Origin of the sequence: Pseudomonas sp. LAMO17WK12:I1, assembly GCF_900177315.1 — a bacterium.
Classification (GTDB): domain Bacteria; phylum Pseudomonadota; class Gammaproteobacteria; order Pseudomonadales; family Pseudomonadaceae; genus Aquipseudomonas; species Aquipseudomonas marginalis.
The window spans coordinates 49,075-63,835 of the sequence record NZ_FWZV01000001.1 but is presented as its reverse complement, the minus strand read 5'-3'; the positions used below and the strand labels follow the sequence as shown (position 1 = coordinate 63,835).

Here is a 14,761-nt window from a genome sequence, read left to right as displayed (position 1 = left end):
CGCCACCGTTTAAACGGCGGGGGAACTCAGTACCACTGCTTGAAGCGGCGGATGTAGAGGGTTTTCATCAGTTGGGCCACGCAGCAATAGCTGAGCAGCGTGCCGACCAGCCACGGGAAGTACGCCAGCGGCAGCGGTTGCAGGCCTACCAGGGCGCCCAGGGGCGAGAACGGTACGTAGATGCCCAGCGCAATCACCACTCCGGTCATCATCAATACCGGCCATGCGGCCGTGCTCTGGAAGAACGGAATCTTGCGGGTGCGCAGCATATGCACCACCAGGGTTTGCGAAAGCAGGCCCTCGATAAACCAGCCGGACTGGAACAGGGTCTGCATTTCCACGCTGTTGGCGGCGAACACGTACCACATCAGGGCAAAGGTGGTGATGTCGAAGATCGACGAGGTCGGCCCGATCCAGATCATGAAGCGGCCGATGTTCCTGGCGTCCCACTTGCGTGGTTTGGCCAGGTACTCCTTGTCCATCTTGTCCCACGGCAGGGCCAGCTGGGAGATGTCGTACATCAGGTTCTGCAGCAGCAGATGGATCGACAGCATCGGCAGGAACGGGATGAATGCACTGGCCACCAGCACCGAAAACACGTTGCCGAAGTTGGAGCTGGCGGTCATGTTCAGGTACTTCATGATATTGCCGAAGGTTTCGCGGCCTTTGAGCACGCCTTCTTCCAGCACCATCAGGCTCTTTTCGAGCAGGATGATGTCGGCCGATTCCTTGGCGATGTCCGTGCCGCTGTCCACCGAGATACCCACGTCGGCATCCCGCAATGCCGGTGCATCGTTGATGCCGTCGCCGAGGAAGCCGACGGTGTGGCCGTTGGCTTGCAGGGCCTTGAGCACTCGGGATTTCTGCAGCGGCGTGAGCTTGGCAAATACCGTGCGTTCTTCCACATGGCGCGCCAGGGTGGCGTCGTCCATAAGCTCGATCTCCACCCCCAGCAGCGGCCGGCCTGGCTCGAGGCCGACCTGGCGGCAGATCTTGCTGGTGACCACGGCGTTGTCGCCGGTAAGGACTTTGACCGCCACGCCGATCTGCTGCAGGGCTGCAATCGCCGGGCCGGCGGTTTCCTTGGGCGGATCGAGGAAGGTCAGGAAGCCCTGGATCACCAGGTTGCGCTCATCGGCGGTGGTGTACTGCTGGCGGGCCAGGGCCTTGGGAATGTTGCGCGTGGCCACCACCAGCACGCGGAAGCCGTCTTCGTTGTAGTCATTGGCGATCGCCAGCAATTCCTCGCGGCGGCGCTCATCCAGAGGCACTGCACTGCCGGCCTCCATCACGTGGGTGGCAATGTCCAGCATCTCCTCGACGGCGCCTTTGCACACCAGCAGGTGGTCGTGGGCAGCGTCCTTGACCACGATGGACAGGCGACGGCGTACAAAGTCGAACGGCAATTCATCGACCTTGCTGTAGGCAAACGGCACCTGGAACCTGGGGTTCTGCTCCGAGAACTGCACCACGGCCTGGTCCATCAGGTTTTTCATGCCGCTCTGGTGGTAGCTGTTGAGCCAGGCCAGGGACAGCACCGCATCATCGCGCTGGCCGAAGGCGTTGACGTGATGCTCGAGGATGATCTTGTCCTGGGTCAAGGTGCCGGTCTTGTCAGTGCACAGCACGTCCATCGAGCCGAAGTTCTGGATCGCGTTGAGGCGCTTGACCACTACTTTGCGCTTGGCCATCGCCGTGGCGCCCTTGGCCAGGTTGGCGCTGACGATCATCGGCAGCATTTCCGGGGTCAGGCCCACGGCGACCGCCAGGGCGAACAAAAATGCATCGCCCCAGTCGCCCTTGGAGAAGCCGTTGAGGAAGAACACGATCGGTACCATCACCAGCATGAAGCGGATCAGCAGCCAGCTGACGCTGTTCACCCCGCGATCGAATGCGGTCTGTACCCGGGAGCCGACAATCGCCTTGGCCAGGGAGCCAAAGTAGGTGCGCGGCCCGGTCGCCACCACCACGGCTTTGGCGCGGCCGCTGACCACATTGGTGCCCATGAAGCAGATGTTCGGCAGGTCCAGCAGGTTGCCCTGGTCGGCGGCTACCGGCCCGGCGGATTTTTGCGTGACGTCGCCGAGGGTGTCGTACTTCTCCACCGGCAAGGCTTCGCCGGTGAGCACCGCCTGGCTGATAAACAGGTCGCGGGACTCGATCAGGCGGATGTCGGCAGGGATCATGTCACCAGCCGACAACTGCACGATATCGCCGGCCACCAACTCGCGCATCGGCACTTCGCGCAGGGTGGGCTGGCTGCCCACTTGCTCACGGCGCAGCACCGTGGCAGTGGTGCGAACCATGGCTTTCAAGGCTTCGGCGGACTTGGCCGAACGGTGCTCCTGCCAGAAGCGCAGCAGGCTGCTGAGCAGGACCATGGTCATGATAATGACGACCTTGGTGGGGTCGGCTTCCTCGCCGTCCTGCATCGGCAGCCAGCAGTCGGTGAAAAAGCTGATGCCGCCCAGGGTCAGCAACACGTAGATGAACGGGTTGTTCAGGGCCTGCAGGAATTGCACGATGGCGTGAGGCGGCTTGTCATGAGCCACTTCGTTGTGGCCTTCCCGGTGCAGGCGGGCAGTGGCGTCCAGTTCGGTCAGGCCATCCTGGGTGGCGCGTACGTTGGCCAGGGTGGCCGACAGGCCGTTGTGGGCTTCGCGGGCGGCACGCATCGACAGTTTGGTGTCGCTGGCGGTGCCGGTTTTCTTTTGCAGTGGCGTGTTTTTTACGGCGCTCATTGTCTGTGCTCCTGTCGCCAATTCTCGACAAAACATACCCGGTACTTGCCTGAATACAGGCGAGCGAAAGCATGCCGAGTCGCTGACTTCGCGATCGGTTTAAATAAGGTGCTTGGATAACTTCTACTGGCGCGTTAGTTATAAGGCGCGCAGCGAACTACAACTGGAAAGTTTCATAAAGAACTCCAGGGACTTGATCAGGAAGTTATTGTTTCAGCGGGATTGAACGGCGCGGGCGCTCTGCACTATCCCAGGCTGAAAAGCGGCGGTCTCTGCGGGTCTTTGGGGGAGGGGGCAACGCCGGGCGTGCGTCGTGGCAGAAAAACCACGCGGGCATGGCAACGCTTGGTTCGCAAGGCTGCGGCCAGTGTGGGTACATCGGGCAAAGCAAGGGTTGGGAAGGTCATAACACACCTCGGGACCGGACGGGCGACCGGCGAGGCAGTTACGGCGGAGCATCAAGCTCCAGCGCAGCTTACCGGACCGGGGAGGCGAGTCCTGTCATGTTCTGGATTGGGCGCCCGATGCCCGCCAGGGCGGTGCTCGGACAGCGACTGGATACTGTGTCCATTGGCTTCTTTTGTGAGGGTTAAAAAAGGCCCCAGTTGCGGGCAGGGGCAATCTACTCAGGCAGTTACAAAATGTCAACGTATGATTAATTAAATAGCCCGGTGTTCAGAGTTCATTCAGACAAGAGACACTCGAAAGTTACCCGATATATAACTTCATACGCCCTGTGCGGCGAGAACGGCCAGATAGATCAATACCAACCCGCAGGCGCCATAACTGATGCGTTGCCACATGGGCGATGCATTCTTGCGCAGCAGGTTCACCAGTGCGGCGATCAGAAAACATGACAGCACCGAAGCCAACATGAAGCCGGCGAAAAACATCAGCGTCTGCCCATGGCTGGGCGTAGCGCCGACGATGCCTGACAGCGCGCTGCCCAGTGCCCCCCAGTAGACGATGTTTTTCGGGTTGGCCAGGGAAATCGCCGCACCCACGGCCAGCGCGTTTTGCCGAGTACTGGCCGGCGCATCATCGGCTTCGGGCAAGTGCCAGGCGTCGATCAGGCTGCGTACGCCCAGCCACGCCAGGTACAGCGCGCAGATGATCGTCAGCGGCACGCGCACGGCGTCATGCTGGATCAGCAGTGCGATGCCGGTGAGGCCGATCACTGCCCACACGGCATCGCCTACCAGCGAGCCAAACTGCACCAGCAAGGCGGGTGTGAAACCGTGGAGCAAGCCACGGCGCAAGGTCTCCGCCAGCACCGCGCCGGGGGAGAGGCAAAACACAAAGCCGAATACCAGTGCGTAAAAAAAGATCGTCAGCATGCCCGCGTCCTTTCAGGAAAGTGCGAGAGCATACGCTGGCAGAGGGCTGGGAATCCATATCGCCGCAGCGGATCCATCCAGCCGTCAGGGTGTGTTCATGTCCAGCAGCGCTATGCGCTCGAGTTCGACCTTCAGCTCGCCAGGGCTGAGGCGGGCAAAGGGCAGGGCGAAAAACGCCCGGCAACGGCTGGCGATGGTCTCCAGCGTGGCATCGAATGCCGCCTGGATGCTGGCCTGGTCACCTTGAACCTCCGAGGGATCTGCCAAGCCCCAATGCGCCTTCACCGCCGGCCCGAAATACACCGGGCAGGCTTCCCCCGCCGCCTTGTCGCAGACGGTAATGACCACATCCGGCGGGCTGCCTTCAAACGCGTCATTGCCCTTGCTGTACAAGCCTAAGGTGCTGATGCCCGCTGCCTGCAACGTGCTCAGGCTGCGCGGCAGGACCTGGCCCTTGGGGAAACTGCCGGAGCTGACCGCGGCAAAACCCTGGGGGGCGAGGTGGTTGAACATCGCTTCGGACAAGATGCTGCGACAGCTGTTGGCGGTGCACATGAACAGGACTTTCATTGCGGTTTCTCCGTTAGATGCTCAAGCGCAACGCGAGGGCGGCGAGGGTGATCAGCAGCACCGGCAAGGTCAGCACAATCCCGACCTTGAAGTAGTAGCCCCAGGTGATGGTGATGCCCTTGCGCGCCAGGATATGCAGCCACAACAGGGTGGCCAGGCTGCCGATGGGGGTGATTTTCGGGCCCAGGTCGCTGCCGATCACGTTGGCGTAGATCATCGCGTCCTTGACCACGCCCACGGCATGGCTGGATTCGATGGACAGCGCACCGATCAATACCGTCGGCAGGTTATTCATCGCCGAGGACAACAAGGCCGTCAGCACGCCGGTGCCCATGGCCGCACCCCATACGCCGTAAGTGGCAAAGGTATCGAGCCAGGTCGCCAGGTAGGTGGTGAGGCCGGCGTTACGCAAGCCGTAGACCACCAGGTACATCCCCAGGGAAAACACCACGATCTGCCACGGGGCTTCCTTCAGCACCTTGCGCGTGGAGATCTTGTGGCCCTTGGCGGCGATCACCAGCAGGAGCACGGCGCACACCGCGGAAATCGCGCTGATGGGAATGCCCAGGGGTTCCAGGGCAAAGCAACCGATCAGCAAGATGCCGAGCACCCACCAACCGGCGCGGAAGGTGGCGCGGTCGTGGATCGCGCTGGCGGGGTCTGCCAGGTCGGCGGGGTCGTAGGCCTGGGGAATATCGCGGCGGAAGAACCACAGCAGCACCGCCAGGGTGGCGGCGACACTGACGACGTTGACCGGCACCATGACCGCGGCATATTCGTTGAAGCCGATCTTGAAATAGTCCGCCGAGACGATGTTCACCAGGTTCGACACCACCAGCGGCAGGCTCGCCGTGTCAGCGATAAACCCCGCGCCCATCACAAACGCCAGGGTCGCCGCCGGCGAAAAGCGCAGCGCCAGCAGCATCGACATCACGATGGGGGTGAGGATCAGCGCCGCGCCGTCGTTGGCAAACAGCGCCGACACCAGGGCGCCGAGCAGCACCATATAGGCAAATAAGCGCCGGCCACGCCCGCGCCCCCAGCGCGCCACATGCAGTGCCGTCCAGGCAAAGAACCCGGCTTCGTCCAGCAGCAGGCTGATGATGATCAGTGCGACAAACGTCCCGGTGGCATTCCAGATGATGTGCCAGACCGCCGGGATATCCGCCAGGCTGATCACGCCACAGGCCAGGGCCAGGATCGCGCCCATCGTGGCGCTCCAGCCCACTCCGAGACCCTTGGGCTGCCAGATGACCAGGACGATGGTGAAGATAAAAATGGCGACTGCGACAAGCATGAATTAACGCTCCGGTGGCTCAGCAGCAGGTGCTGTCTCGTTGTGGTCTGTCGCCCATGGCATCCAGACGCTGTGTGTCGTTGTGCAGCCATGGCTGGTTGGCTTGCAGGGTGACGTCCAGCACCTGGGTCACCCAATCGGGCAGTGCCGGGTTGACGCGGTAGTAGATCCATTGGCCCTGGCGACGATCCAGCAGCACACCGCAACTGCGCAGTTGCGCCAGGTGGCGGGAGATTTTTGGCTGGCTGTCGTCCAAGGCATGGATCAGTTCGCACACGCAAAGTTCGCCTTCACGCTGAATCAATAGCGTCAGGCGTGCGCGAGTGGCGTCGGCCAGGCATTTGAACAGGGTGGGCGGTGTAAGGGGTTCCGACATGACCATTGCCTACATACATATGGAAATTCGAATATACGTATATCCATATGTTTCGGTCAAATCCTGTTTCAATTGATATGGATCAAACCTCGGGAAAACTGCCACAAGTGATTGAAATTAAAATGAAACACGAATGTCCTAAAGTGCCTCCCCATTGCTGATGAAGGAAGACCCGCGTGACCCGTGCCACTCGCAACCTGCGCAAAACCCTGGATTCCGTCGCGGAAAATAACGAAACCGCGGCATTCGACCTGATGCGTGCCGTTGAAAAGCTCGGCGATGAAGTGCTGCGCCAGCGCTTGCTCAACACCATTCACCGGCTCAACCAGGACGCTCACGAACTGCGTGAAGCGCGGGACTCGGTGGAGCAGGTGTCGGTCAGGCTCGCCTGAGCAAGATCGTTCAAGACAAGCTCCATCTTGCGCTGGCATGCTTGTGGACTGTCTGTCGATGAGCCGTTTCCATGCCTGCTGCCTTACCTCATTACGCCTTCGCTCGCGGTGCAATCGCCGTCATTCCCCTGTCCCTGGCCTGTGCGCCCTGGGGGCTGCTGGCCGGTTCCATGGCCATCGATGCGCAATTCACGCCACTGCAAGCCCAGGGCTTGTCCGCCATTGTGTTTGCCGGCGCTGCGCAGTTGGTCGCCATTGGCATGGTCAAGAGCGGTGCGAGCCTGATTTCCATCGTGTTGACCACCTTGCTGCTGACCTCCCAGCACCTGCTGTATGGCATGCACCTGCGCCCGATTCTTTCGCCGCTCAAGACGCGCTGGCGCATGAGCCTGGGCTTTCTGCTGACCGATGAGTTCTTTGCGCTGGTCAACCACTATGACCGTGAAACCTTCAATCGCTGGTATGCCCTGGGCGTTGGCCTGACGTTTTATATCGCCTGGAACCTGTTCACCCTGGCCGGTATCGTGCTGGGCAAAAGCATCCCAGGCCTTGATCAGTTGGGCCTGGAGTTCTCCATCGCCGCCACCTTTATCGCGCTGATCACCCCGGTGGTACGCGATGTGCCGACGGTGGTCTGCGTGGCGGTGTCGTTGTTGTTTTCGGTATGGCTGAGCTTCCTGCACTGGGAGTCGGCGGTGGTGGTGTCGGGTGTGCTCGGCATGAGCGCAGGGTTTTTCTGCAAACGCCTGGGGGTTGGGCAGCGATGATTTACCTGATGATTGTGGCCATGGGCCTGGTGGTTTTTTTCAACCGTTATCTGTTTATCGAGCCGCGCCTGCCGGTGCGCCTCAGCCGTGGGGCACGGGAGTTTCTCGGGTTTGCGGTGCCGGGCATGCTCACGGCGATCTGCGGGCCGATTATTTTCCTGGCTGATCACCAGCTCAACCTGAGCCCGGCCAATCCGTACTTGCTGGCCGGTATCTGCGCCGTGGCGCTGATGTTCTGGACGCGCAACGTATTGATGACCGTGCTGCTGAGCATGGCGTTGTTCTACCTGTTTCGCTGGTGGCTCTGAAGCGCAGGCGAAAAAAAGCCCGCGGGAGGGAGGGCAGAAGGACACTTCTAAAAATGAGCCAGGCCACTATAGGCGGCATATTCTCCCTCCACAGTGAAACAAAATTCATGGGGGCGTCAGTCAGCCTTGCGGCAATGGTACAGTCGCGTTTTTTCCAACGAGGCAAGGGCATGCACAAGGTGGTAATGGGCGCATTGGTATTGACGGCACTGGCCGGTTGCGCGGGTTCGAAGATGAACGAGGCGCGCCTGGGGGCTCCCTACAAGGCCATGGCATCGGACAAGGCCACGCTGGTGGTTGCCGAGTGCATCCAGTTTGGCTGGCAGGATGAAAGCGTGTTTGGCGTCGACGCCGGTGGCTTCAAAGAGCCGAACGGGGCCGGTGGTTTCACCGTCTATACCACGGGTGGCGATTACTTCGTCGACGTGCAAAGCGCCGGTGCCGGTTCGTCCGTCAAGTACTACGCCGTTGAAGATACGATGCCGGCCAAGCGTCGCTTGGCCGCACTTGCGACCTGTCTGTAATCCGTTGCCTTAGTCATTTCAGGAAACGCCCGGCGGGACAGCCGCCGGACATTCGCTTATGATTCAATCCGCCCGCCCGACATGATGGCTCTTTACCAGTACACGGACGTCGAGGCCTTACCGTCGGGCGGGCACCTTTAGTCCTTATCGCGGCATAAAACCCAAATGCCAGCGCCGGGGAATCTTCAGCGACACCAGCCCCAACACGCCGGCCAATACACCGCTGACCACCAGCGCCCTCAGCCCCATGTGCTGCTCCAGCAGCGCGCCAATCACCGCGCCGACAAACATCCCCGCCCACGGAATCAGTTGCACCCGCCAACCGTTGCGGCGCTCCCCCAGCATCCAGCGTCCCAGCCCGCGCCCAAAGCGTGACAGTGCCCCGGTCACGTAGGTCAGCCCCACCGGCAAGCCGTTGACCTCTTCCACGGCTGCGTTGAGCATGCCCATCGCAATGATCGCCGCCAGCAGCGCCGGCAAGGTGTCAGCGAAGGGCAGCAAGGCTGCGCCGCAGAGCAAGGTGGCGATACACAGCAACAGGGGCAGGGCATGGCGCCGGCTGAGACGGCCGACCACTACACCCAAGGCGTTACCGGCGACAAATGTGGCGACCAGCAACAGCAGACGTGCGGTCAAGCCGAGATCCCCCACACTGATGGCCACTGCCAGGCGCGTGGTGTTGCCGCTCATGAACGAAACAAAGTCGCCGCTGGCCATGAAGCCGATGGCGTCAGTCATGCCCGCCAATACCGAAAGGCTGGCCACCAGCATCAGGCCGACGCGGCCGCGCCAGCGCTTTTGATGGGCCAGTGCGGCATTGGCATAAGGCTTGTTGGGCGAAGGCAGCATAGGGCCGGGTTCCTCGGTGAGATTATCCGGCCACTACCCTAGGACGCTTTGATTGCGCGCGCAATGACCTCAGACACACTCCAGTCGCCAACCCTCAGGTTGCCAGAGCAAACGGTGGGTTGGCCCGAACGCCTGGATGAACGCCTCATCATGGGATACAACCATCATTGCCCCGCTGAAACCCAGCAGCGCCTGTTCAAAGGCGATCACCGATTCCAGGTCCAGGTGGTTGGTGGGCTCATCAAGCAACAGCAGTTGCGCGGGTGTTTCACCCCACAGGGCAATCGCCATCGCGGCTTTCAACCGCTCGCCGCCGCTGAGTTGCGCGGTCGGTTGGGTGACCCGCCGGGCATCCAGTTGCAGCAAGGCCAGGCGCGTACGCAGTTCGGCTTCGGGCAGCGGTGTGTCGAGCAGATTGAGTTGGTCGACGAGGGAGCGTCGGTCATCCAGCAGCGCCTGGTGCTGGTTGATATACGCGCAGGGCACCGGCACCGTGCACTCACCGCTGGCGGGCTGCAATTGGCCGGCCAGTACCTTGAGCAGGGTGGATTTGCCGCAGCCGTTCGGTCCCTGCACGGCCACGCGCACCGGCCCTGTGAAGTTGAGTGTGAGGGCGGGATGCTCCAGCCAGGGCAACCGGACCTCCGTCAAGGCCACGACCTGTCGGCCATTGGGCACGACCGACCCCGGCAAGGCCAACAGGGTCGGCGTTTCATCTACCACGCGCTCGTAGGCTTGGCGCACCTGCTCATCCAGCGCGTGTTTGTACGCGTGATGGGCACTGCGCACGGTGCCGACGACTTCGGTGGCGGCGCTTTTCCAGCGCGCCTTGGTAAACCGGTCCACATTGGCCGTCTCGGCGTGCTTGCGGGAGCGCGCCGCCTGGCGTTGCAGGCTGTCATGGTCTTTCTGCACGCGCCGGCGTTCGCGGTTGCGCTCAAGGCGTGCGTGCTCCAGCGCCGCGACGGCGGCGTGCTGTTCGGTGTCGCGCTGCAGGCGATAGGCATCATAGTTGCCGCCGTAGACGTGAGGGCCGAGGGGGGACAGTTCAATGATGCGCCCGAGGGTGTTGAGTATTTGCCGGTCGTGGCTCACCACCACCAGGCCGCCACGCCATTCCTGCAACAGGTGCAGCAGCCACCGGCGGCCGGCGCTGTCGAGGTGGTTGGTGGGTTCATCGAGCACCAGCAGTTGCGGTGCGGCCAGCACGGCGCCGATCAGCCTGAGCCGCGCCAGTTGCCCTCCACTGAGTTGATCGGCCGGCGTATCCACACCCAGCTGCGCAAGGCCTGCCGTATCCAGTGCGGCGCGCAAGCGTTCGGCAAGGTCCCAGCGGTTGTCGATCAACTCAAGGTCATCGACCTGCGCCGTCCCTGCCGCCATGCGTGCCAGTGCCGCCAGCACGGGCGTGGTGCCCGTCAGGTCAGCGAGGGTGTCTCCTGCTGCAACCGCCATGTCCTGAGGGACATAGGCCACGCTGGCCGAGCGCTTGAGCGAGCCGGAGGAGGGGAACAACACGCCGGCGATCAATTGGGCGAAGATACTTTTGCCCCGTCCATTACGTCCCACAATCCCGGTGGGCGTGTGGTCGATGGACAGGTTCAGGTCGTCCAGCAAGGTCTCGCCATTGGCGAACTGGAAGCACAGGTGTTGCAGGGAAACCAATACGGGCAGCCGGTTGACGTCAGTCATCAGCACCTCCAAAAAATGTCGGACAGGCCAACAAGCGCGCCAGGCGGCTCGTTGCAGGTACATTCTGGAAGGCTTAGTGATTCACGTCGGCGGTCGTCCCGGAAGTCAGAAGGGGGCCAGAGCCTAACTCGCCTTGGCATTGCCGGGCAAGTCGGCGGCCAGTTGTTCAAGGAACATCGCCAAGGCGACTTCCTCGGCCTTCAGGCCTCTGCGCACCCGCGGCTTGGGCAACCTGGACAATTCCCCCAGGCTGAAATGCTCCAGTACGGCCGGGTGGATATAGCACTTGCGGCACACCGCAGGCGTGTTGCCCAGTTGCCTGGCGACATCCTTGACCATCGCCACCACATGTCGCTTGGCGTCGGATTCCGGTTGCCATTCCAACTCCCGCAGCACCGCCAGTGCCATGGCGGTGCCGGCCCAGGTGCGGTAATCCTTGGCAGTGAAGTCGGCACCGGTAAGGTCGTGCAGGTAGGCGTTGACGTCATGGGAGCTGACGGTGTGCCGCTCGCCGTCTTCGTCCAGATACTGGAACAGGTTCTGCCCCGGTAACTCCAGGCAGCGCTTGACCACCGTGGCCAGGCGCCGGTCCTTGACACTGACCTGGTGCTCCACGCCACTCTTGCCGCGAAACTGGAACTGGATCTCGCTGCCTTTGACATCCACATGGCGGTTGCGCAGGGTGGTCAGCCCGTAGGATTTGTTGTCTCGCGCATATTGGGTATTGCCGACGCGGATCAGCGTGGCGTCCAGCAGCAACACCACCGTGGCTAGGACTTTTTCGCGCGTGAAGCCGGGTTCGGCGATTTGCGCTTCGAGCTGTCTGCGCAGTTTCGGCAGGGCGTTGCCGAACTCCTGCAGCCGCGCGTACTTGTCGCTGTCACGCACCTCACGCCAGCGCGGGTGATAGCGGTATTGCTTGCGTCCACGGGCATCGCGGCCGGTGGCTTGCAGGTGCCCACGCGGGTCGGCGCAGATCCACACATCGGTATACGCCGGAGGGATGGCGAGGGCGTTCAGGCGCTTGATCTCATCGGCATCCCGGATGCGCTCGCCCTTGGCGTCGAAGTACTGGAACTTGTCGCGCACTCGCTTGCGGCGGATGCCGGGCTGGGTGTCGTCAACGTAATGCAGGTCGCGGGGCAGGTCGGCGGGCAGCGCGGAGTCGGGCATGGTGCGGGTTCCTTTGGCAACGGATCAGGCCGGTATTCCTGATTGACCGCAGCCGTGTGCGGTCGTGCCAAAAGGTTTCTTATGCCAGCACGGCCACCGCCTTGATCTGCGCCCACAGCGCCTGGCCGGGCCGCAATTGCAACTGGTCGCGGGAGAACCGCGTGATCCGCGCCAGCAACGGCGTGCCATCCGCGTCCAGGCGCACCAGCACATGGGCGCTGTTATCCGCCGCGATCTCCTGGGTAACCGTCACCGGCAGGCGGTTGAGGATGCTGCTGTGCTCTTCGGCCTGCAGGCTGAGGCTGACGTCGCGCGCCTGTACCTTGACCCGCAACACCTTGCCCAACGCCAGCGGTGCATGGGCCACGCGCAGGTGCTGGGCGCTGTCGGGCAGTTGCAGCGTGAGCAGACGGTAGTGATCGTCATAGGCGCTGACGCTGCCATTGATCACCACGCCCGCGTCGTCCCCCAACGCCAGGGGCAGGTCGAGCCGTGCCAGGGTTTCGCCGATGGGACCACTGGCCAGGGCCTTGCCGTCGCTGAGCAACACGATGTGATCGGCCAGGCGCGCCACCTCATCCTGGGCATGGCTGACGTACAGCACGGGGATGTCCAGTTCGTCGTGCAGGCGTTCCAGGTAGGGCAGGATTTCGCCTTTGCGCTTGCTGTCGAGGGCGGCCAGGGGCTCATCCATCAACAGGAGTCTTGGGCTGGTGAGCAGGGCACGGGCGATACCGATGCGCTGGCGTTCGCCGCCGGACAAGTGTTGGGGGTGACGCTCCAGCAGATGGCCGATCCCCAGCAACTCCGTGGCCTGGAGCATATCCACCCGGCGTTGCGAGCGCGGGATGCGCTTGAGGCCAAACTCCAGGTTGGCCCGCACCGACAGGTGGGGGAACAGGCTGGGCTCCTGGAACACGTAGCCGAGCGCGCGCTTGTGCGGGGGCACGAACAGGCCGTTGCGGCTGTCTTGCCAGACTTCATCGTTGATCTGGATAAACCCATCTTCGGCCCGCTCCAGCCCGGCAATGCAGCGCAGGCAGGTGGTCTTGCCGGAGCCGGAATGCCCGTACAGCGCAGTCACCCCTCGGCCGGGCACATGCAGGTCCACGTCCAGGGCAAAGCCTGTGTACTTCAAGTTCAGGCGCACATTGATCATCGGCATCAACTCCAGCCCATCCTGGTTTTACGGCTGGAGTAGAGCGCCAGCAACACGAGGAACGCGAACACCACCATGGCGCCGGCCAGCCAATGGGCCTGGGCATACTCCATGGCTTCGACATGATCGTAGATCTGCACCGAGACCACGCGGGTCTTGTCGGGGATATTGCCGCCGATCATCAGCACTACGCCGAATTCTCCGACGGTATGGGCAAAACCCAGGATGGACGCGGTGATAAACCCCGGGCGCGCCAGGGGCAGGATCACCGTGAAGAAGGTATCCCACGGATTGGCGCGCAGGGTCGCGGCCACCTCCAATGGGCGTGTGCCGATGGCGGAAAAGGCGTTCTGCAACGGCTGCACCACGAACGGCATGGAATAGATCACCGAACCGATCACCAGCCCGGCGAAGCTGAAGGTGAGGGTGCCCAGGCCCAGCCATTGGGTGAACTGGCCGAAGTAGCCGTGGGGGCCCATGGTCAACAGCAGGTAGAAACCGATGACGGTGGGTGGCAGCACCAATGGCAAGGCCACCACCGCGCCAATGGGGCCGCGCCACCATGAACGGGTGCGCGACAGCCACAGGGCAATCGGAGTGCCGATGATCAGCAGGATCACGGTGGTCAGTGACGCCAGTTTGAGGGTCAACCAGATTGCGGAAAAATCGGCACTCGACAGGGGCATTTACTTGCTCAGTTCATAACCGTAGGACTTGATGACGGCAGCGGCTTTCGGCCCTTTGAGGTACTCGACCAGTGCCTTGGCTGCAGCGCTGTCCTTGCCCTTGTTGAGGATCACCGCGTCCTGCTTGATCGGGTCGTGCAGGGCGGCCGGGACGATCCAGGCCGAGCCGCTGGTGACTTTGCCGTCTTTATAGATCTGCGACAAGGCCACAAAACCCAACTCGGCGTTGCCGGTGGAAACGAACTGAAAGGCCTGGGTGATGTTCTGGCCTTCGACGAGCTTGTCCTTGACCTGCTCGGTCAACCCTTCCTTGGCCAATACCTGGGTGGCGGCGAGGCCGTAAGGCGCGGCTTTCGGGTTGGCGATGGACAGGTGCTTGAAGTCATTCTTCTTCAATACCTCGCCCTTGGCGTCTACATAACCTTCCTTGGCCGACCACAGCGCCAGGGTGCCCACGGCGTAGGTGAAGCGCGAGCCCTTGACCGTGTCGCCTTCGCTTTCGAGCTTTTGCGGGGTGGTGTCGTCGGCACTCAGGAACACTTCGAACGGCGCGCCGTTCTTGATCTGGGTGTAGAACTGCCCGGTGGCGCCGTAGGCTGCGACCAGTTTGTGGCCGGTGTCTTTTTCGAAGTCGGCGGCAATCGCCTGGATCGGTGCGGTGAAGTTGGCCGCTACGGCCACCTGGACTTCATCGGCGTGGGCCGCTGCGGTCGCGAGCAACGCAACCAATGCCGCCAGGCACGTGGGTACAAAGCGAGGGGTATTGAAAGTCATGAACGGCTCCGTTTGAGAAGGTGCAGAACCTGGTGCCGATTATAGGGACGGGCGCTGCCAGGCGCTGTATGTATAGGTATATAGCGTAAAAATGGCAAGCAGAAATCCATCTGCGG

General features: G+C 62.1%; 15 protein-coding genes. 4 read left to right on the top strand and 11 right to left on the bottom strand.

The genetic code is table 11. From position 1 onward, the window contains the following. Positions 1-26 precede the first annotated feature (26 nt). From mgtA to B9N88_RS00285, 5 genes are all read right to left on the bottom strand, one after another. Entirely contained in the window at positions 27-2,741 is a 2,715-nt protein-coding gene (mgtA, locus tag B9N88_RS00305) for a magnesium-translocating P-type ATPase (protein ID WP_027606611.1), read from the bottom strand. Positions 2,742-3,466: 725 nt separating this feature from the next. Next, positions 3,467-4,078, bottom strand: a complete 612-nt coding sequence (locus B9N88_RS00300; RefSeq protein WP_027606610.1) for a LysE family transporter — start codon at positions 4,076-4,078, stop codon at positions 3,467-3,469. A gap of 84 nt (positions 4,079-4,162) precedes the next feature. Further along, entirely contained in the window at positions 4,163-4,648 is a 486-nt protein-coding gene (locus B9N88_RS00295) for an arsenate reductase ArsC (RefSeq protein WP_027606609.1), read from the bottom strand. A gap of 13 nt (positions 4,649-4,661) precedes the next feature. Beyond that, the gene (locus B9N88_RS00290; protein WP_027606608.1) at positions 4,662-5,945 is read right to left on the bottom strand and encodes an arsenic transporter; all 1,284 of its coding nucleotides are present in this window, start codon (positions 5,943-5,945) and stop codon (positions 4,662-4,664) included. Positions 5,946-5,964: 19 nt separating this feature from the next. Continuing rightward, positions 5,965-6,321 carry a metalloregulator ArsR/SmtB family transcription factor gene (locus B9N88_RS00285; protein ID WP_027606607.1) on the bottom strand — a complete coding sequence of 119 codons (357 nt, stop codon included), beginning with the start codon at positions 6,319-6,321 and terminating at the stop codon, positions 5,965-5,967. Positions 6,322-6,497: 176 nt separating this feature from the next. On the opposite strand from B9N88_RS00285, the gene B9N88_RS00280 reads away from it, so the two are divergent. The 4 genes from B9N88_RS00280 (at position 6,498) to B9N88_RS00265 (ending at position 8,312) form a co-directional block, all read left to right on the top strand. After that, positions 6,498-6,713 carry a hypothetical protein gene (locus tag B9N88_RS00280; RefSeq protein ID WP_025856028.1) on the top strand — a complete coding sequence of 72 codons (216 nt, stop codon included), beginning with the start codon at positions 6,498-6,500 and terminating at the stop codon, positions 6,711-6,713. Positions 6,714-6,784: 71 nt separating this feature from the next. Then, a complete protein-coding gene (locus B9N88_RS00275) occupies positions 6,785-7,480 on the top strand; it encodes an AzlC family ABC transporter permease (RefSeq protein ID WP_027606606.1) in 696 nt (231 codons plus the stop codon). Beyond that, a complete protein-coding gene (locus tag B9N88_RS00270; protein ID WP_027606605.1) occupies positions 7,477-7,788 on the top strand; it encodes an AzlD domain-containing protein in 312 nt (103 codons plus the stop codon). Before B9N88_RS00275 ends, B9N88_RS00270 begins: the two co-directional genes overlap by 4 nt. Before the next feature lie 170 nt (positions 7,789-7,958). Beyond that, a complete protein-coding gene (locus B9N88_RS00265) occupies positions 7,959-8,312 on the top strand; it encodes a hypothetical protein (protein WP_027606604.1) in 354 nt (117 codons plus the stop codon). A 144-nt stretch (positions 8,313-8,456) separates the two neighbouring features. Here the strand turns inward: B9N88_RS00265 and B9N88_RS00260 are convergent, their stop codons facing one another. The 6 genes from B9N88_RS00260 to modA all read right to left on the bottom strand — a co-directional run bounded on the left by B9N88_RS00260 (position 8,457) and on the right by modA (position 14,645). After that, positions 8,457-9,161, bottom strand: coding sequence for a YoaK family protein (locus B9N88_RS00260; protein WP_027606603.1), 705 nt, complete (start codon positions 9,159-9,161; stop codon positions 8,457-8,459). Between the two features lie 69 nt (positions 9,162-9,230). Then, positions 9,231-10,853, bottom strand: coding sequence for an ABC-F family ATP-binding cassette domain-containing protein (locus B9N88_RS00255; protein ID WP_027606602.1), 1,623 nt, complete (start codon positions 10,851-10,853; stop codon positions 9,231-9,233). 123 nt (positions 10,854-10,976) lie between these two features. After that, the gene (locus B9N88_RS00250) at positions 10,977-12,026 is read right to left on the bottom strand and encodes a DNA topoisomerase IB (RefSeq protein ID WP_027606601.1); all 1,050 of its coding nucleotides are present in this window, start codon (positions 12,024-12,026) and stop codon (positions 10,977-10,979) included. Between the two features lie 79 nt (positions 12,027-12,105). Further along, positions 12,106-13,185, bottom strand: coding sequence for a molybdenum ABC transporter ATP-binding protein (gene modC / locus B9N88_RS00245; protein ID WP_027606600.1), 1,080 nt, complete (start codon positions 13,183-13,185; stop codon positions 12,106-12,108). 5 nt (positions 13,186-13,190) lie between these two features. Beyond that, complete coding sequence (gene modB / locus B9N88_RS00240; protein ID WP_027606599.1) at positions 13,191-13,871, bottom strand: molybdate ABC transporter permease subunit; 681 nt, start codon at positions 13,869-13,871, stop codon at positions 13,191-13,193. Further along, the gene (gene modA, locus B9N88_RS00235; RefSeq protein ID WP_027606598.1) at positions 13,872-14,645 is read right to left on the bottom strand and encodes a molybdate ABC transporter substrate-binding protein; all 774 of its coding nucleotides are present in this window, start codon (positions 14,643-14,645) and stop codon (positions 13,872-13,874) included. Between the last annotated feature and the right edge of the window lie 116 nt (positions 14,646-14,761).